Consider the following 18218-nt stretch of genomic DNA (forward strand, 5'->3'; position numbering starts at 1 on the left):
CAAGTCACCTGTGGCGCTTGTAAAAAACTGACAGCTTTCTCGGTAAATGAAATTAACGAGTCACTTGAGAAGGGGAAACGCCGTAGGTCTGCTTAAACGCTTTGCTGAAATGTGCTTGATCGTAGAAACCGATCTGATGGGCAACGTCGGTACCACATTGACCAGATTGCAGTAACTTCATGCCTTGTTCGAGGCGCAGACGTGCGAACCATGCGTAAGGCGTCATGCCAGTTTGCGCTTTAAAGTGGCGCTGGAACTGAGTTGGGCTCAGTTGGCACAGCTTTGAAAGTGAATCCAAACGCACCGCTTGGTCGAGATTCGCCATTAGATAATCTTTTAATGTTCCAAGCGATTGATTTCCTAATGGCACCACTTTTTGTCGCTCAAGCGATCCGTAGCGATCAAAAAGCTGGTTAAACCCTTCAAAAGGAAGGCAATCTTTGGTGAGCTGGCTGAGGTTTTCACGACGAAGTAGCCCGTGCAAGTTACTAAGTTGTGAAAATATCTGCGGATCCGAGATGATCAGCTCGTTGAAGTGTATTATTTGACCGTTTTGCTTAAGATCAGCCAGATCGCTCAATAGGTGAGGTTCGATCGCAAACACATTTACTTCATAGCCACTTTCTAGCTTAGATTGCCCGTCGTGCAACTCATCTGGCGGCATAAGCACGATTTGCCCGTGCCCGACATGGTGACTGTTGCCTTGGAATTGGAACTTCTGCGCGCCATGCGTGATCAGACCGAGGTGAAAATCCAGATGGTAATGCCTTTGGAAAGCAAAGGTCTGGTATTTCGCCTCAATCAGACTCAAGTCGTTATGATCGGTTGCGTAGTATTGAATATGTTCCATTAAAGAAAAAAGCTTGGTCACAATATAACCAAGCTTATCCATCAATTTCTGAAATGTCTTGTAAAAAACGATCACTCAGCTTGAGCGAGCATCGTTAAGCCGTGTACCCAAGGACTTTTATCTCTTGGAAGTTATTCCACAAGACTAGCTTAGGATCGCTGCCATTATTGCCGTTGCATGTCAGGCGAATAAAGTTAACGCCTGCTTTTCCAATCTGCTGCTCGACGAAGCCAGTGGTATTCCCAGGGGTAAGGACTTGCGTCACCAATTCGAAGTTTATCCCGTTATTACTGACTTCAACATCAAATAGGTATTGGCGTACGTCGCCTTTCGCTTGTGAGTAAAGTAGTTTGGTGACGGTCGAGGTTGCCGACAACTCGATCAGGTATTGAATCCCTTGTCCCTTCGCAGTCCACTTGGTAAACAGGTCACCATCAATGGCCATTTCTGGCGTATGATCGACACGTGTTTCACTGGCGCTGACGGCCAAGATAGGCAACTCAGCTTCTTGCTCTTTATCGAGATAGTCTCCCAAGAAACCAAGATAACGGCTTGAGAAAGCGTTGTTGTGGCTTGGAGATAGAGTAGGGAAAATCAGATCGACACCTTGCTCACTGAGCCCCATCCAGCGACATAAGGTTGCCCCCAGCTGCTCAGACGATTGTGAGGGAATGAACTTGTTGCCCCACGCATCGTCACCATCACGAACAAAACTAGGATAGCGCCCGTAACTACGTCCGCCATTGACCGCCTCACCAACCACTAGCTGATTACTACCCCAGCCATGATCAGTACCTTGGTTACTGTTGTTCTCAATGGTGCGGCCGAAATCGGATAGCGTAAAAGTGACCACTTTTTCGGAGAGGGATAACGCATCCAACGAGCGGTGAAAGGCACTGACGGCTAAATCAATAGTTTCCAACAAACCGTCATGTCGTCCTCTTTGGCTGCGGTGGTTATCAAAACCGCCCAGATTGACGAAGAAGACCTGGCGTTGGTGTCCTAAATCGGTGGCGGCTTGTATCATGCGTCTTACCATTCTTAACTGTAAACCAAGCGATGAGCTTGGGATACTTGAGTCTTCTGGGTAAGTATCGACAACTGATTGCAGCTCAGTCTGGAAATCTAAGATGCCCTTAAGGTGTTGGTTATAGGTTTGCTTGAAGTCAGAACCGTAAGGAGAATTCACAAGCGCAGTGAACTGATTGTTGACCGCATTGGAATGTCCCAATGCATCCATTGCCTTTATCTCTCCTGAAGATAATGAAATATCTTTTGAGATGGTTCCGGTAAGGAGTTCATTACCAGAAAACGACATGGAATCTGAGACGACGCTACCACTACTCAAAACATCCATCATCAAACCGGCCCACCCATAAGGGTGATAACCCGAATCGCCCCAACTTGATTGCCAAGCCGTTTGTTGCTTGTTGTGTGCCCCGAGATTATTAGGCTTCTTGACGTCGTAAAGGTTTTGTTTGTTGGTGGGCTCTACCAAGGTACCGATGTTAAGCAGTGCGGCACCTTGGCCTTGATTCAGCATTTCGGCAAGGTTAGGCATGCGAGCATTGATTGCTAGCGCTTGGCCTGCTTCTGAATCAGGGATCGAGAGCTTTTCCTCATTGCTGAGGTAAATATCAGGTCGAGCGGTGGCGTATTGCACGTCGTTATTGCCCGGCACAATCATGTTAAATGAGTCGTTACCGCCGTGAAGAAACAGACAAACTATAGCGCGGTAATCATTGGTGGTATTAGCGAACGCGCTGTTCATTGGTAAAGAAAGAGAGAGTGGCACCATGCCAGATACCGCGGTGCCTGAGGCGCCTTTCAAAAAGCTTCTACGTGTAATCGACATAACTTACTCCTGTACCATGAAATCGGGAGACATAAAGGCAATAAACAACATCTTAGGAACGGCATAAAACTTATTGTTGTGGCCGTTATAGATGTTCTGAAGCCGGGTGATCACATCGGGCGAGCCCTGCTGGTGGAGTACAAGTTGATTGATGGTCGCCACCAATTGTTCGCCTTGACCAGATTCAGCCATGTCTTCAAGGGCTTTAGGTGCGATATAGAGTTCTTTCTTATTGCTGCTGTTACCACGGTTTTGGCCATAGTCGAGGAGGCTGCGATAAAAAATGTTACCCATGTTGATAAGTTGGCTCCAATCAATGATGGCCAGTTCGGGAGCGCTTAACCTTTTTTCTGCGAGTGCACCTGGAGGCTGATAACTAGGTTGATAAAAATTGAAAACCGAGTTGGCACCAAGAGGGTACTGATTGAAGGTTTCTTTATAGCGCATGGGGTCATAAACAATATCGTTGCCTCCGCCAGGATAAGCTTCCATCGCTCGGTAAAGGTAGGTCATGGCTAGAATGGGTTCTCTTACTTTTGCCATGTTGTCATTCGGTGCTTCAAGTAAGGCATTGTCGGTGTAAATTGCACGTATGACTTCTGCCAGGTTGCCATTGCTGTTATGAAATGTCGTCGCCACTCTTTCGATGTAGTCGCGACTAGGGTTTGATGTTGTTAAACGCTTAATCAGCAGAATGGAAATAAAAGGCGCGACGTTTGGGTGTAAGGTAATGTGCTCAAGAAACGACTCGAGGTCCTGAGTGGCGGTTTGGCCTGCAGGGTAGGTTCGTTCAAGGACCTGCTTTTCGTCCATATCATGTAGGCTGTTATCTTCAACCATTGGCGTCAATGTGTTGCCGCCATCAATATCCCAACCTGTAAACACCCGAGCTAAAGACTCTATGTCGGCGTCTTGATAGGTCTCAATCGGATTACCAAATGCATCAAGAATCAGTGAGCCATCCATATTGAGCTGATATAAGCCGATGGTAAAAAGCTGCAAGACTTCACGAGCGTAGTTCTGATCTGGTGCTTGCCCTGTTACGCTCTGTGGCTTGTTGCCATTCATGGTGAGATATTGCCCCATCGCCGGGGATAAAGTGATATTGCGGAGTAAATTCTTAAATGTCCCAAATGCACCGTTCGCGAGAACATCGTAGTAGTGGGCCAATGCTTCTGCGTCTTGGTTCAGGTTTCCATCCTTTTCGCTGACGACAAAGATCTGGCTAAACGCGAAAGCAACGCGTTGGCGAAGTTGCGCTGCATCTCCAAGTGCAATATCAAACCAAGCGCCAACACGACAATCTTGGTTACTCTGAGTCAGTCCTCTGGAATTCGCTTGGTAGCGAGTTCGGTCGAGATGCTTGGTATACGGCTGGTTGATTTGTTCCTCTATCCAACGTCCTCTGTCATCAAGTAATAAAAACTGTTCGAGTTCAGACTGTTTAACCCCCATTGTTGCTAAATCGAGGAATCTAGACGCCTGCTGTTGAGTTAAATTTTCCATATTCTTCTCCATAGCCAGTGACACAGCATGAGCGTTCAATCGAAATAATTAGGTGCTCATGTGCATATCAAGCGTTAATGGAAATGAAGAAGATTTCTATGAAGAAAGCAGGGTTTTATCTAAGGTGTGATCTTTTGGGAGAAGATAATAACGAAAACAAACATTACTAGAGTTGTAGCTTTAAATTTCTTTCATAACAGTGATTTATGGTTTTTGCTTTCATATGGGCAGGGCTTGTAGAAAGAGAAAAATGCCCAAGCTGAGTTGGGCATTTGTGCATTCATATTAGTTGGTTTGTTTTGCTTTGCGTGACTTACGATTGTTACGCAGACCATCAAAGCTAAATACCACCAAGGCGCCCCAAATAAAGGCGAAGGTGATGGCTTTATCACTGGTGAACGGTTCGCCGTAGATCAGCACCGCAAGCAAGAACATCAAACTTGGACCAATGTATTGGAAGAAGCCCAACGTCGATAGCTTTAGACGGGTTGCTGCGCCAGTAAAACACAGTAGCGGCAGGGTAGTGATCACACCTGCGGCGATCAGTAAGGTATTCAGCTGCCATGGGTTCTCAAACATGTTTGAGGTTGGGGTGCTGGCAATAAAAAACAGAAAGATACTTGCCGCAGGCAACATGACGAGAGTTTCAATGAATAACCCCGTTTGCGCTTCCACACTGACTTTCTTACGCAGTAAGCCGTAAAAACCAAAGCTCATTGCCAGTGCGATAGCAACCACAGGGACAGAGCCAAACACGATCAGCTGCACTAATACACCACAAGCCGCTAGCGCGACTGCGAACCATTGCAGCTTACGTAACCTCTCTCCCAGAAACACCATCCCGAGTAACACATTGATTAACGGGTTGATGTAATAGCCGAGACTGGCATCGAGCATATGATTTGACGTGACCGCCCAGATGAAAATCAGCCAGTTTGCCCCAACTAAAATAGCAGTAGAGATCAAATACATCATCTTGGTTTTATTTTTGATGATGTCTCGAACCGAGCGCCATTGGCGACCAAAGTGGAGGAGTGCAGCTAGCAAAAAGAAAGACCAAAACACTCGGTGGCTTAAGATCTCAAGTGGTGAGACTTCAGCAATCGATTTGAAGTAAATGGGTGCGATGCCCCACATGGTGTACGCACCAACTGCAAGCAGGACGCCTTGCCGCGCGCGTTGTTGTTCTTCTGGTGTCATGGGATGTCACCTAATTGAGTTTTTATAGAGCAGAAAATCAGTATACGAGTCGTGAGCTGAATCACCTAACAATTTGCGGTTTTATTCACCATGAAACCCCATTACAATGTGCCCTCACTTTGCGTGCTAGTGGCATGCATAAGCACCTCTTTTTAAGACCCAATCTGAGATTTTTCATGACCTCGACTTTGCTAGCCGAACAATCTGATTCGCCTTTGACGCCTCAACGTGTGTTGGAGGATGTGTTTGGTTACCAAGAATTCCGAGATGGTCAGCAACTGGTGATTGACGCCGCGGTAGAAGGTCGCGACAGCTTAGTTATCCTGCCTACGGGTGGCGGTAAGTCGCTGTGTTATCAAATTCCTGCTTTGGTTCGCTCTGGCATTACTTTGGTTATTTCTCCGCTTATCTCGCTGATGAAGGACCAAGTCGATCAGCTTAAAGCCAACGGCGTGGCGGCTGAGTGCATCAACTCGACCATGCCTCGTGAAGAGCTGCTCAGCGTGTATAACCGCATGCACACTGGTCATCTTAAGTTGGTTTACGTCTCGCCAGAGCGCGTATTGATGCGTGATTTCATTGAGCGTTTGGAAAACTTGCCGCTATCGATGATTGCCGTCGATGAAGCGCACTGTATTTCCCAGTGGGGACACGACTTCCGTCCAGAATACGCAGCGCTTGGTCAGCTTAAGCAGCAGTTTTCCCATGTGCCATTTATGGCGCTGACGGCGACGGCGGATGACGCAACGCGCCGAGATATTCTTGAGCGTCTGCAACTGAATAATCCAGAGGTTTATCTAGGCAGCTTCGACCGTCCTAACATTCGCTACAACTTAGTTGAGAAGCACAAGCCAGTTTCGCAAATCGTTCGTTATCTTGAAACCCAAAAGGGTAATTGCGGCATCATCTATTGTGGTAGCCGTAAGAAAGTTGAGATGGTGACTGAGAAGCTGTGTAACAACCACATTCGTGCTGCTGGTTATCACGCAGGTATGGATGCCGATGAGCGCGCTTACGTTCAAGAAGCTTTCCAACGTGATGATATCCAAATCGTAGTGGCGACTGTGGCATTCGGTATGGGCATCAACAAACCAAACGTGCGCTTTGTGGTTCACTTTGATATCCCGCGTAATATCGAGTCCTACTATCAGGAAACCGGTCGTGCAGGGCGTGATGGTTTGCCTGCGGAAGCGATGATGTTGTATGACCCAGCGGACATCAGTTGGCTGCGTCGTATGTTGGATGAGAAAGACGATGGTCCACAGAAGCAGGTGGAAACCCACAAACTGAATGCGATGAGTGCCTTTGCTGAGGCGCAAACTTGTCGTCGTCAGGTGCTATTGAATTACTTTGGTGAGTATCGTGAGAAGCCATGTGGCAACTGCGATATTTGCTTAGATCCACCGAAACACTTTGATGCCACGGAAGAAGCGCGTAAGGCGTTGTCTTGTGTGTACCGTGTTAATCAGAGCTTTGGTATGGGCTACGTGGTAGAAGTGCTACGTGGCATGCAAAACATTCGTGTACGTGAAAACGGGCACGATAAAATTTCTACCTACGCGATAGGGCGTGATCACAGCCACGATTACTGGGTGAGTATCTTCCGTCAGTTAATCCACAAGGGTCTGCTGTTCCAAAACATCACTCGTAACTCAACGCTGCAACTTACCGAAGAGGCGCGTCCGCTTTTGCGTGGCGATGTGACTCTGGAGTTAGCAGTTCCGCGTTTAGACACCGCAGCACGCGCGGCGAAGTCAGATAAACTGACCAGCAAGAATTACGATAAGAAGCTGTTTGCCAAGTTACGTAAGCTGCGTAAGTCGATTGCTGATGAAGATGGTTTGCCACCATACGTGGTCTTCAGTGACGCGACTCTGATTGATATGGCGGAAATTCTGCCAACGTCTTACGGCGAAATGCTGGCAGTTAGCGGTGTTGGTCAGCGCAAACTGGAGAAGTATGCCGATCCATTCCTCGATTTGATTCAAGAACACATTACTCACCACGGATAAGGAACCAAGATGCAAAAGGAATTTGGCTTAGCGGACTACATGGCACAAGAAGGGCGCTTAATCATTACCGCGCCGAGCTTTGACCTTGATAGCTTTCCTGCCTTAGGTGAGCGTTTAGTCGGCTTGCTTTCTGCAACTGTGGTGGAAAAGCAATGGGATGCAGACATTCACTCTTGGCTGATTGACTTTGAAGGTTGCCGACTGTTTATGAAAGCAGAGCATTACAGCGAAGCGATTTGGTTTGAAGCTTTAGCGATTGAAGAGAGCAGGGAAGAGTTGGATTATCTTGCAGGATTGTTCCAGCGCGGTTTCTAAAATAGAATTTTTCTTGAAAGGGTGTTTCACATGAAACACCCTTTTTTATGCTCAAACGTTTGCGTAAAACAGACGACTTGCGGCGAAAAGTGGTTAATGTATAATCGCCCACCGCTTCGCTCAGAATGAGCCAAGCCAGTTTATTTTTCATTTTACATTGTTGGTAAGAGCCACTTTATTCAGTGACTCGATTTGGGTTCCCTCACCCCCAAACCAAACTAAAAAGGTATCGCATGAGTAACTTTACCCCTGCGCAGCAGCGCAACGCCCTTATCTATCTGGTTCTATTCCACCTAGTCATTATTGCATCTAGCAATTACCTAGTTCAGCTACCGTTTACTATTTTCGGTTTCCATACCACTTGGGGTGCATTCACTTTCCCATTTATCTTCTTAGCGACTGACTTAACTGTGCGTATTTTCGGTGCTCAGTTGGCGCGTAAGATTATCTTCTTAGTGATGTTGCCTGCTTTGGCAGTATCTTACTTCTTATCGGTGGTGTTCTTCGAAGGTCAATTCCAAGGTTTTGGTCACCTAGGGGAATTTAACTTATTCGTTGCTCGTATCGCGATTGCTAGCTTCATGGCGTACCTACTTGGTCAGATCATGGATGTGCATGTGTTCAACCGCCTACGCCAAATGAAACAGTGGTGGGTGGCACCAACGTGTTCAACGCTTTTCGGTAATGCACTTGATACCATCGCTTTCTTCGCCATTGCGTTCTACCAAAGTCCAGATCCATTCATGGCGGAGCATTGGACGGAAATCGCGCTGGTGGATTACGGCTTCAAACTGATTATCAGTCTTGGTTTGTTCGTTCCTATGTACGGCGTACTACTGAATTACCTGATTAAGAAGCTGACTGCGGTGAACCCTGACTTTAAGGTGACCACAAGCGTTCAGTCTTAATATCAGTGGGAACCCCGAAAGCCGCTTGCTCAAATCAAGCGGCTTTTTTGTGCCTGTTTACTTGGGTTTAGAGCGTTTTGTACAGCGTGGGGAGTAATTAGATCATGGGTGTCCAAAAGCTCCCTAAGCTGTACGAAGGTAAAATGAGCAATAAAAAAGGCCCCGATAGGGACCTTCAACTAAGCAATAAGTTATCGTGACGTTTAGCAAGTCACGATACTTAACGGCCAGCCAATGTCTGTTTGACGGTTGGATTCAATTTCCAACTCAGCAGCTGTCAGTGGGTTTGCCTCTAGCCATTTCGCATCAATACTTAGCGTCAGTTTGTCGCCTTCCGCAGTGAGAGTCACACATGGCTCTAGATCTGGATTACGACGATGGCTGAGTAAAACCGCAAGGCGCAATAGGCGCAGTACGCGTTTACCACTGGTGCCTGAAAGGGCATGTTGCTCAGGCAGTGACGTCAGTTGTTCACGGTAACGGCGAGCAATTTCACCGATAAAGAACTTCTGTGCACGGGTGTAACCAGGCAAATCCAGATGCTGTAGCAGGTAAGCGCTGTGCTCACCGCCCTTTTTGAAGTCGATAGTTAGACCGATTTCGTGCAGTTTGGCTGTTGTTTCCAGCAGGACTTTACCCTGAGGTTCTGCAACCCAAGCTTCACCGCCAACTTGCTCAAGCAGTTTGCCCGCAAGTTTTGCAACTTGTTCGCCGTATTGGCAATCTAGCTGGTAACGGTTTTGTACGCTACAAATGGTGCGTGCACGGATGTCGTTTTGACGAAGCTCGTCAACCATCTCGTACACCAAGCCTTCACGTAGTGCGCCGCCAGCCAGTGTCATGGCATCGATTTCTAGTAGCTCAAAGATCGCAATTAAAATGGATAAGCCACTTGGGAATACCAAAGCACGTTCTAGGGTAAGGCCTTCAATATCGAGTTCTTCCAAGTGATCAGCAAGCATCGCCTGCTTTTGTAGACGCTTAAGTTTGGAGTGAGTAATCACTTCGTCCATACCCTGCGTTAACATTATCTCTTGTAGTGCTTGAACTGTACCCGATGCCCCAACACACACGTCCCAACCTAGGTCGGTGTACTGTTCTAAGATTGGCATCAGAGTTTGCTTCGCGCCTTCAATGGCGGCTTCGAAGTTACGTGCATTCAATTGGCGGTCTTTGAAGAAGTTCTCTAACCAAGTCACACAGCCCATTTTCAGACTGGTCAGTGCTTTGGCTTCGAAACCTTCACCGATAATTAGCTCGGTACTTGCACCGCCGATATCGACTACAAGGCGACGACCACTACCGCCAGAGGTGTGTGCAACACCTTTATATATAGTGGCAGCTTCTTCTTCGCCGGTAATCACTTCGATAGGCTGACCTAAAATTTGGTTCGCCTTCTCTAGAAAAACATCCACATTGGTCGCGGTTCGCAATGTCGCGGTACCCACAATGCGGATGTTCTGTTTAGGAATATCCTGCAAGCGTTCTGCAAATAGACTTAAGCAGTCCCATCCTCGCTGCATAGCTTCCATACTAAGAGAGTTATGTTCATCTAAGCCCGCGGCTAGACGAACTTTGCGCTTAATTTTAGCCATAGTTTGAACGCTGCCATCGATGTGACGCACAACGAGCATGTGAAAACTGTTCGACCCGAGGTCGATGGCGGCGTATAGCGGTGATGATCCTGCTTGACTCATAAACGACTTCAGTTTCCTTTTATGATTGTTTTGGCGCTGATTGACGCGGCTGACGAGGACGACGTCCTTGCGGCTTGCGGTTACCAGAGCGAGTGCCACCTGTATTGGTGCGACGTTGTTGAGTACGAGGCGCGCGCATACGAAGTGGTGCAGGCAGATCTTGGATTAGAGCCGAAGCGTCGTAATCAGAAACTGGGATTGCGTGCTCAATGTATTCTTCGATTGGTGGCAAGTTGATTGCGTAATCTTCACAAGCAAAGCTAATAGAGTGACCACTTGCGCCAGCACGGCCAGTACGACCGATACGGTGAACGTAATCTTCACAGTCATCCGGTAGGTCGAAGTTGAATACGTGTGTCACTTGAGGAATATGAAGACCACGTGCTGCAACGTCAGTTGCGACTAGTAGGTCAACTTCACCACGAGTAAATTGCTCAAGGATTTTTTCACGCTTCTTCTGTGGTACATCGCCAGTCAGTAGACCAACACGGTGACCATCGGCTGCTAGGTGACCCCAAATCGACTCACACTTATGCTTAGTGTTAGCAAAAACGATCGCGCGGTCTGGCCATTCTTCTTCAATAAGAGTTTGAAGCAGTGCCATCTTGTCTTCATTAGAAGGGTAGAAAAGCTCTTCTTGGATGCGGTGACCGGTTTTTTGCTCTGGCTCAACCACAACATGCTCAGGGTTGTGCATGTGTTCGAATGCCAATTCTTGTACGCGGTAAGACAGCGTTGCTGAGAACAGCATGTTCAAACGTTCTTTTGGCTCAGGCATACGACGGAACAAGAAACGAATGTCTTTAATAAAGCCAAGATCGAACATACGGTCCGCTTCATCCAGAACAACCGCTTGAATGTTGTTTAGGTTGAATACGCGCTGCTTGTAGAAGTCAATGATACGGCCAGTAGTGCCAATAAGAATGTCTACACCATCTTGAAGCTTGGTAAGTTGCTTATCGTAGCTTTCGCCACCGTAAGCTAAAGCCGCTTTAAGACCTGTGCTCGCAATCAAAGGCTCAGCATCGTTAAAGATCTGAATCGCTAGCTCACGCGTTGGCGCCATAATGATTGCGCGCGGTTGAGTTGGCTTACGACCTTCGTGCTCTGGCGTGGTCAGAAGGTGGTTGAAGGTAGCAGTAAGAAACGCGAGGGTTTTACCAGTACCCGTTTGGGCCTGGCCTGCAATGTCTTGGCCGGTGAGCAGTACCGGCAACGCCAAGGCTTGGATAGGGGTACAATATTCGAACCCTTTTTTCTCCAATCCTTCAGTAACTTGGGGCTTTAAACCCAAATCGGCGAACTTTTGCTCTGTGATATGCGTCTTTTTCATGGCGATAGAATATCAGCTAAAGCTTGCAATAAGAAAGTAAATACATTCCAATAGGGCATCTATTTACTGGTTATCATCCAACCAGTTTCGAAAAACACATTGGAGTGGAAGATGAGTGATAAGATTTTGCAGCTTACTGATGACGGTTTTGAAAACGATGTAATCAACGCTGCAGGCCCGGTTCTAGTTGATTTTTGGGCAGAATGGTGTGGTCCTTGTAAAATGATCGCTCCTATCCTGGACGAAATCGCTGACGAGTACGAAGGCAAACTCACTATCGGTAAACTAAACATTGACCATAACGCAGGTACACCACCTAAGTTTGGTATTCGCGGCATTCCAACGCTACTGTTATTTAAAGACGGTAACGTAGCGGCAACGAAAGTTGGTGCTCTGTCTAAGACTCAACTAAAAGAGTTCCTAGACGCAAACCTATAATCACCAAGTGATTACAAACAAAACCGTGCAATATGACAATGCGCGGTTTTGTTTTTCTAACTCTGGACTAGAATATTAATTAGTGCTAACTTATCGCGCGTTAATTGAACAAATTTCTCTTCTTGGTCGATCCTGAGACCAAATCCATCTTAACTAGAAAACAGATCTTATTTTGACTAAACAAGCATCCACCACCATGAATCTTACTGAACTGAAGAACAGACCTGTGTCTGACCTTGTAAAGCTTGGCGAAAGCCTGGGTCTTGAGAACCTAGCTCGTCTAAGAAAACAAGACATCATCTTCGCAATTCTTAAAGCGCACGCGAAAGGCGGCGAAGACATCTTTGGCGATGGGGTTCTGGAGATTCTGCAAGACGGCTTTGGTTTCCTACGTAGCGCGGACAGCTCATACCTTGCTGGTCCAGACGACATCTACGTTTCGCCAAGTCAGATTCGTCGCTTCAACCTACGTACTGGTGACTCAATTGCTGGTAAAATTCGCCCACCAAAAGACGGTGAGCGTTACTTTGCTCTGCTAAAAGTCAACACAGTAAACGACGACAAACCAGACAACGCTCGTAACAAGATCCTATTCGAGAACTTAACGCCTCTACACGCTAACGAGCGTATGGTTATGGAGCGCGGTAACGGTTCTACAGAAGACATCACAGCACGTGTTTTAGACTTGGCATCGCCAATTGGTAAAGGTCAACGTGGTCTGATTGTTGCTCCGCCTAAAGCGGGTAAGACAATGCTTCTGCAAAACATCGCTCAAAGCATCGCATACAACCACCCAGAGTGTGAGTTGATGGTACTTCTTATCGACGAACGTCCTGAAGAAGTAACAGAGATGCAGCGTCTAGTTAAAGGTGAAGTAGTAGCGTCAACGTTCGATGAGCCAGCTTCTCGTCACGTACAAGTAGCGGAAATGGTAATCGAGAAAGCAAAACGTCTTGTTGAACACAAGAAAGACGTGGTTATCCTGCTTGACTCTATCACTCGTCTAGCTCGTGCATACAACACCGTAGTGCCTTCATCAGGTAAAGTACTAACTGGTGGTGTGGATGCAAACGCACTACACCGTCCTAAGCGTTTCTTCGGTGCTGCGCGTAACGTAGAAGAAGGCGGCAGCCTAACTATCCTTGCTACGGCTCTAGTCGATACTGGTTCTAAGATGGACGAAGTTATCTACGAAGAGTTCAAGGGTACAGGTAACATGGAAATTCACTTGAACCGTAAGATTGCAGAGAAACGTGTATTCCCTGCGATTGACTTCAACCGCAGCGGCACACGTCGTGAAGAGCTTCTAACTAAGAACGAAGAACTTCAGAAGATGTGGATTCTACGTAAGATCGTTCACCCAATGGGCGAAACTGACGCGATGGAGTTCCTAATCGACAAGCTAGCGATGACGAAGACCAACGACGAGTTCTTCGATGCAATGCGTCGTCAATAGTCTCAGATAAGCAATTCTGCGAAGAGCCACCGTATATCGGTGGCTTTTTTATTGCTTTCTCCCGATAGAAGCAGCAGAATGAAGAAAATGTTATCGGGAGGTTAACATGCAACAAGGAATGTTGTCGTCATTACTCCTGAGCTTGTCACTTATCACACTACCCGCGACGTTAACTGCCAAGGAAATGCAGGAAACCGTGGTAGAACAGTGGCTTCAGGACTCTCAAATACAGACCAAAGTATCTGAACTGCTTGATTACGCAGTCAGGGACGAAGTTGACTCGCTTAAATTTGCCCTAGACCGGCTTGCCTTTCCTCAACAAGAAGTCGTCCGTTTCCTTTTGCTCGAAAAGCTAGAGCAACAAGAACTCATCCTTACGCCAAGAATGTCGATTTTTGTCGAATCCCAAATCAGCATAACTCCAACTTACCAAGTGCTTGAGCGAGGGGATGGTTATGAATTCAGTGTACCTGCGTTTAATTTCCCGGCCATTGCTAGCCGTCTGATAAAACGCTGGAAGCAGGATCAGAGAACGTTAGAATTTGTTTTGGAAGCAGAGCGGCAGGAGCTAAACCTCAAGGATTGGTTAACAGGTACGACGCATCAAGTGCAAACCAGAGAAGCGTTACTTATTCGTGAGCTAGACAGCTTATCGCCAGACGCGCTTGAAGCACTGACCAAACAATTAACCCATGCTAATGTTACCAGCTGGCTGCCATCCACAGCCGTGATTGTACGTTTGGCACAAGTAAGCCAAAATCAGGCGATGTACGATCTGTTGTGGCGTATGCGTGCGGATTACAACAGCCAAACAGAGTTAGCCAGATTAGCAGAAGTTGGAGATGAGTTTTCACTACAACAGTTGATGAATTCCACCGTCAATCCAACCTTAAAACCTTATGCGATTGAACTGCTCACAAGATCCAATCCACTCTCTCATGACGTAAAACAATTCCTAGTGGCCAAGATGGCACTTTCAGAAGAAGCTACTTTGGTTGCTAGAGAACTCGCAAAGCAAGGGCATCACTCGTGGTTAGAAGAGTTGGTCTCAAACAATCACCAAGTAAAAACACGACAGATTGCGGAATTCTTGGAATAACCGTAATTGATGTTCTTTAAGTAACGACTCTTGTCGCTATCGAGTTCACATACCCACACAAAATAGGAGGATCTTAGCGTCCTCCTATTTGTTATACTGCGGACAGTTTAATCAGCCAGCATGAAGGCCTATGAGTTTTAAGGATTTACGCGAATTTATCGACCACCTAGAACAGAAAGGTCGACTTAAACGCATCACTCACCCCGTCGACCCCGCTTACGAAATGACAGAAATTAGCGACCGTACCTTGCGTGCTGGTGGCCCTGCGCTGTTGTTTGAGAACCCAATTGGCTACGACGTACCTGTTTTGACGAACCTATTTGGTACGCCAGAGCGTGTCGCGATTGGTATGGGACGTGAAGACGTTAAAGAATTAAGAGAAGTCGGTAAGCTGCTGGCTTATTTGAAAGAACCTGAGCCACCAAAAGGCTTCAAAGACGCATTGGAAAAACTGCCAGTGTTCAAGCAAGTATTGAACATGCCAGCCAAGCGCTTAAGAAAAGCGCCATGCCAAGAGATTGTGTGGCAAGGTGATGAAGTCGATTTGGATAAAATCCCGGTGATGAGTTGCTGGGCGGAAGACGTTGCGCCACTGCTTACGTGGGGATTAACCGTGACCAAGGGGCCAAACAAGAAACGTCAGAACCTAGGTATTTACCGCCAACAGAAAATCGCCAAGAACAAAATCATCATGCGTTGGCTAGCCCACCGAGGTGGTGCGCTTGACCTGCGCGATTGGATGGAAACTAATCCAGGTAAACCTTTCCCTGTTTCGGTTGCGTTTGGTGCAGACCCAGCTACCATTCTTGGTGCAGTAACGCCAGTGCCAGATACGCTATCGGAATACGCATTTGCAGGTTTGCTACGTGGCAGCAAAACGGAAGTCGTGAAGTCAGTCAGTAATGATTTGGAAGTGCCAGCGAGCGCTGAAATCGTGATGGAAGGCTATATCGACCCGAACGAGTTTGCCGATGAAGGTCCTTATGGCGACCACACTGGCTACTACAACGAAAAAGAAAAGCACCACGTGTTTACCATTACGCACATTACTATGCGTAAAGACCCAATCTACCACAGTACCTACACAGGCCGTCCGCCAGATGAGCCCGCTGTATTGGGTGTGGCATTAAACGAAGTGTTTGTGCCGATTCTGCAAAAGCAATTCCCAGAGATTGAAGACTTCTACCTACCACCAGAAGGTTGTTCGTACCGAATGGCGGTCGTCACCATGAAGAAGCAGTACCCAGGACATGCCAAGCGCGTAATGATGGGTGTGTGGTCTTTCTTACGTCAATTCATGTACACCAAGTTTGTTATTGTGTGCGATGAATCGGTAAACGCGCGAGATTGGAATGATGTCGTTAAAGCCATGTCAGAGCATATGGAGCCTGTACGTGACACCTTGATGATAGACAACACGCCAATCGACTCACTTGACTTTGCTTCGCCTGTGGTTGGTCTTGGCTCCAAGATGGGGTTAGATGCAACTATTAAATGGGATGCCGAGCTAGCGACGCGAACCGAGGTCACTGAGCGAGACAGCAAAGCGATTACTGAAACAGAACTGAATGAGTTGAAACAGCAACGCCCTGAGATTGTCGATATCTATCTACCAGCAACAGCTAATAACCAGTTCGCTGTTGTGACCATGAAGAAAGACCAAGCTGGTCAATCGCAAGCCTTGATGGAATACCTGTGGGACTTCTTTGCTCAATACACGGATAACAAATTCATTATCTTGTGCGACGATGACGTTAATGCACGAGATTGGAATGACATCATTTGGGCTGTAACAACCCGAATGGATCCAGATAGAGACACTATTCAAGTGCATGGTAAGACTCATAGTTCATCCAAATTAGGACTGGATGCGACCAACAAGTTCGAATCCGAAGTCACGCGCGAGTGGGGTACGCCTATCAAAAAAGATCCTAAACTTGTGGCTAAAGTCGATGAGATTTGGGGCCAGTTAGGTATTCTATGAGTCATCAAGTCCACCTTCTACCAATGGACGTTAGGTTCCAAGTAAAAGAAGGGGAGACGGTGTTGGAAGCTGCGCTCAACAACAATATTCGCTTCCCACACCGTTGCCAAGTTGGCGCTTGCGCCATGTGTATGTGTAAAAAGCTAACGGGCGAGGTGAGTTACCACCTCGAACCGATGCTAACCGAAAAAGAGCAACAGCAAGGTTGGATATTCCCTTGCCAAGCCTATACAGAAAGTAATTTAGTGCTTACTTTTGATGAGTAAGCGAGAGGAACACCATGACCATCCAATGTAAAGTAAAGTCTATTCAGCCGTTAGCTTGTAATACTTATCAAATCCTTCTTCATCCAGAATCACCTGTACCTTTTAAAGCAGGTCAGTACCTTATGGTAGTGATGGGTGAAAAAGACAAACGTCCTTTCTCTATTGCGAGCAGCCCATGTCGTCATGAAGGTGAACTTGAACTGCACATCGGTGCGGCGGAACACAACGCTTATGCACTAGAAGTCGTTGAAGCAATGCAAGCGGCACTAGAAACAGATGGTCATATCGAGATTGATGCTCCACATGGTGATGCTTGGGTTCAAGAAGAAAGCGAACGCCCACTATTATTGATTGCTGGTGGTACTGGCTTTAGTTACGTGCGTTCGATTCTGGATCACTGTGTTGCACAGAGCAAAACCAATCCTATCTATCTATACTGGGGTGCGCGCGACAATTGCCAACTTTACGCTAAAGAAGAGTTAGTCGAGATCGCTGCAAAGTTTGCTAACGTTCACTTTATTCCAGTAGTAGAAGAAGCACCTGCCGACTGGCAAGGTAAAGTTGGTAACGTACTACAAGCGGTGAGTGAAGATTTCGAAAGCTTAGAAAACTACGATATCTATATTGCAGGTCGTTTCGAAATGGCTGGCGCAGCTCGTGAACAGTTCACTCAGAACAAGAAAGCGAAGAGTGAACGTATGTTCGCAGACGCGTACGCATTCATTTAAATACGGCTTTTGAGGCAGAAAAAGAGGGTTTTTTACCCTCTTTTTTGCTTTTTTGATGAAATAGTCATCGAACGGTCAGTTTTTTCCATTTTTTTTCAAAAAAGGGTTGCGAACGGATCAGAGTTCCCTATAATGCGCATCCACCGACACGGCAGACGCGATAAGGCTTCAGCAGAGTCGGAGAGGTGAAAAGCTTCTGAGAAAATAAATTGAAAAAAGTGTTTGACACTCTCAATTATCTCGTTAGAATGCACCTCCGCTTTGAGAGAAAATTTCTCGATAAGCAAGCTCTTTAAAAATATAGACCTATCAATCTGTGTGGGCACTCGTTGATGATAATCCAATTAGATACCTCGGTATCAAATTAGGTTTCAATGAAACGAAGTGACCATTCGAATTGGAAAGCAGCCTTGAGCTGTTTTATTTCACTTTTTAAAAAGTGAAAACCAATAAGAGCACAGTCAATTCAAGCATTACTTTATGTAATGTTCAGTATTCATTGAGCCGAACAAAATCTTAAATTGAAGAGTTTGATCATGGCTCAGATTGAACGCTGGCGGCAGGCCTAACA

Annotated in this window: 15 protein-coding genes; 9 read left to right on the plus strand and 6 right to left on the minus strand. The window is 46.7% G+C overall.

Annotation, left to right across the window (positions count from 1 at the left end; translation table 11 throughout):
* Positions 1–52: 52 nt before the first annotated feature.
* The 4 genes from GXP65_RS21880 to rarD form a co-directional block, all read right to left on the minus strand.
* Complete coding sequence (locus tag GXP65_RS21880) at positions 53–850, minus strand: AraC family transcriptional regulator (protein WP_162093733.1); 798 nt, start codon at positions 848–850, stop codon at positions 53–55.
* Between the two features lie 94 nt (positions 851–944).
* Entirely contained in the window at positions 945–2705 is a 1761-nt protein-coding gene (locus tag GXP65_RS21885; RefSeq protein ID WP_162093726.1) for a DUF1501 domain-containing protein, read from the minus strand.
* Between the two features lie 3 nt (positions 2706–2708).
* The gene (locus GXP65_RS21890; RefSeq protein ID WP_162093727.1) at positions 2709–4211 is read right to left on the minus strand and encodes a DUF1800 family protein; all 1503 of its coding nucleotides are present in this window, start codon (positions 4209–4211) and stop codon (positions 2709–2711) included.
* 285 nt (positions 4212–4496) lie between these two features.
* Positions 4497–5411 carry an EamA family transporter RarD gene (rarD, locus tag GXP65_RS21895; protein ID WP_162093728.1) on the minus strand — a complete coding sequence of 305 codons (915 nt, stop codon included), beginning with the start codon at positions 5409–5411 and terminating at the stop codon, positions 4497–4499.
* A 176-nt stretch (positions 5412–5587) separates the two neighbouring features.
* Here rarD and recQ point away from each other — a divergent pair, with 176 nt between their 5' ends.
* From recQ to GXP65_RS21910, 3 genes are all read left to right on the plus strand, one after another.
* Positions 5588–7423, plus strand: coding sequence for an ATP-dependent DNA helicase RecQ (gene recQ / locus GXP65_RS21900; RefSeq protein ID WP_005430287.1), 1836 nt, complete (start codon positions 5588–5590; stop codon positions 7421–7423).
* 9 nt (positions 7424–7432) lie between these two features.
* Entirely contained in the window at positions 7433–7738 is a 306-nt protein-coding gene (locus GXP65_RS21905; RefSeq protein ID WP_005378772.1) for a DUF3630 family protein, read from the plus strand.
* Positions 7739–7971: 233 nt separating this feature from the next.
* Positions 7972–8646, plus strand: a complete 675-nt coding sequence (locus tag GXP65_RS21910) for a 7-cyano-7-deazaguanine/7-aminomethyl-7-deazaguanine transporter (RefSeq protein ID WP_005378770.1) — start codon at positions 7972–7974, stop codon at positions 8644–8646.
* 203 nt (positions 8647–8849) lie between these two features.
* Here the strand turns inward: GXP65_RS21910 and gppA are convergent, their stop codons facing one another.
* Positions 8850–10343 (minus strand): guanosine-5'-triphosphate,3'-diphosphate diphosphatase, encoded by a 1494-nt coding sequence (gene gppA, locus GXP65_RS21915; RefSeq protein ID WP_162093729.1) that lies wholly within the window; start codon positions 10341–10343, stop codon positions 8850–8852.
* Between the two features lie 19 nt (positions 10344–10362).
* On the minus strand, positions 10363–11676 hold the full coding sequence (gene rhlB / locus GXP65_RS21920) for an ATP-dependent RNA helicase RhlB (RefSeq protein ID WP_162093730.1): 1314 nt from the start codon (positions 11674–11676) through the stop codon (positions 10363–10365).
* 111 nt (positions 11677–11787) lie between these two features.
* Between rhlB and trxA the strand changes: the two genes are divergently transcribed.
* The 6 genes from trxA (at position 11788) to fre (ending at position 17647) form a co-directional block, all read left to right on the plus strand.
* A complete protein-coding gene (gene trxA / locus GXP65_RS21925; protein WP_004745500.1) occupies positions 11788–12114 on the plus strand; it encodes a thioredoxin TrxA in 327 nt (108 codons plus the stop codon).
* A 196-nt stretch (positions 12115–12310) separates the two neighbouring features.
* Positions 12311–13570, plus strand: a complete 1260-nt coding sequence (gene rho / locus GXP65_RS21930) for a transcription termination factor Rho (protein ID WP_005535997.1) — start codon at positions 12311–12313, stop codon at positions 13568–13570.
* A 106-nt stretch (positions 13571–13676) separates the two neighbouring features.
* On the plus strand, positions 13677–14669 hold the full coding sequence (locus GXP65_RS21935; protein WP_045374685.1) for a hypothetical protein: 993 nt from the start codon (positions 13677–13679) through the stop codon (positions 14667–14669).
* Positions 14670–14799: 130 nt separating this feature from the next.
* Positions 14800–16653 carry a 4-hydroxy-3-polyprenylbenzoate decarboxylase gene (ubiD, locus tag GXP65_RS21940; protein WP_162093731.1) on the plus strand — a complete coding sequence of 618 codons (1854 nt, stop codon included), beginning with the start codon at positions 14800–14802 and terminating at the stop codon, positions 16651–16653.
* Entirely contained in the window at positions 16650–16919 is a 270-nt protein-coding gene (locus tag GXP65_RS21945; RefSeq protein ID WP_012126600.1) for a 2Fe-2S iron-sulfur cluster-binding protein, read from the plus strand. The genes ubiD and GXP65_RS21945 overlap by 4 nt, the downstream gene beginning before the upstream one ends.
* Positions 16920–16933: 14 nt before the next feature.
* Positions 16934–17647 (plus strand): NAD(P)H-flavin reductase, encoded by a 714-nt coding sequence (gene fre / locus GXP65_RS21950; protein WP_005535989.1) that lies wholly within the window; start codon positions 16934–16936, stop codon positions 17645–17647.
* The last annotated feature ends 571 nt before the right edge of the window (positions 17648–18218 follow it).

It is taken from the genome of Vibrio sp. LB10LO1, assembly GCF_010092875.1.
Classification (GTDB): domain Bacteria; phylum Pseudomonadota; class Gammaproteobacteria; order Enterobacterales; family Vibrionaceae; genus Vibrio; species Vibrio campbellii.

Excerpts from the sequence above, each read along its gene's own strand:
- rhlB (WP_162093730.1), bottom strand. The coding sequence starts at position 11,676 with ATGAAAAAGACGCATATCACAGAGCAAAAGTTCGCCGATTTGGGTTTA.
- recQ (WP_005430287.1), top strand. The coding sequence starts at position 5,588 with ATGACCTCGACTTTGCTAGCCGAACAATCTGATTCGCCTTTGACGCCT.
- GXP65_RS21905 (WP_005378772.1), top strand. The coding sequence starts at position 7,433 with ATGCAAAAGGAATTTGGCTTAGCGGACTACATGGCACAAGAAGGGCGC.
- GXP65_RS21945 (WP_012126600.1), top strand. The coding sequence starts at position 16,650 with ATGAGTCATCAAGTCCACCTTCTACCAATGGACGTTAGGTTCCAAGTA.
- GXP65_RS21890 (WP_162093727.1), bottom strand. The coding sequence starts at position 4,211 with ATGGAAAATTTAACTCAACAGCAGGCGTCTAGATTCCTCGATTTAGCA.
- gppA (WP_162093729.1), bottom strand. The coding sequence starts at position 10,343 with ATGAGTCAAGCAGGATCATCACCGCTATACGCCGCCATCGACCTCGGG.
- fre (WP_005535989.1), top strand. The coding sequence starts at position 16,934 with ATGACCATCCAATGTAAAGTAAAGTCTATTCAGCCGTTAGCTTGTAAT.
- GXP65_RS21885 (WP_162093726.1), bottom strand. The coding sequence starts at position 2,705 with ATGTCGATTACACGTAGAAGCTTTTTGAAAGGCGCCTCAGGCACCGCG.
- trxA (WP_004745500.1), top strand. The coding sequence starts at position 11,788 with ATGAGTGATAAGATTTTGCAGCTTACTGATGACGGTTTTGAAAACGAT.
- GXP65_RS21935 (WP_045374685.1), top strand. The coding sequence starts at position 13,677 with ATGCAACAAGGAATGTTGTCGTCATTACTCCTGAGCTTGTCACTTATC.
- rho (WP_005535997.1), top strand. The coding sequence starts at position 12,311 with ATGAATCTTACTGAACTGAAGAACAGACCTGTGTCTGACCTTGTAAAG.
- GXP65_RS21910 (WP_005378770.1), top strand. The coding sequence starts at position 7,972 with ATGAGTAACTTTACCCCTGCGCAGCAGCGCAACGCCCTTATCTATCTG.
- ubiD (WP_162093731.1), top strand. The coding sequence starts at position 14,800 with ATGAGTTTTAAGGATTTACGCGAATTTATCGACCACCTAGAACAGAAA.
- rarD (WP_162093728.1), bottom strand. The coding sequence starts at position 5,411 with ATGACACCAGAAGAACAACAACGCGCGCGGCAAGGCGTCCTGCTTGCA.
- GXP65_RS21880 (WP_162093733.1), bottom strand. The coding sequence starts at position 850 with ATGGAACATATTCAATACTACGCAACCGATCATAACGACTTGAGTCTG.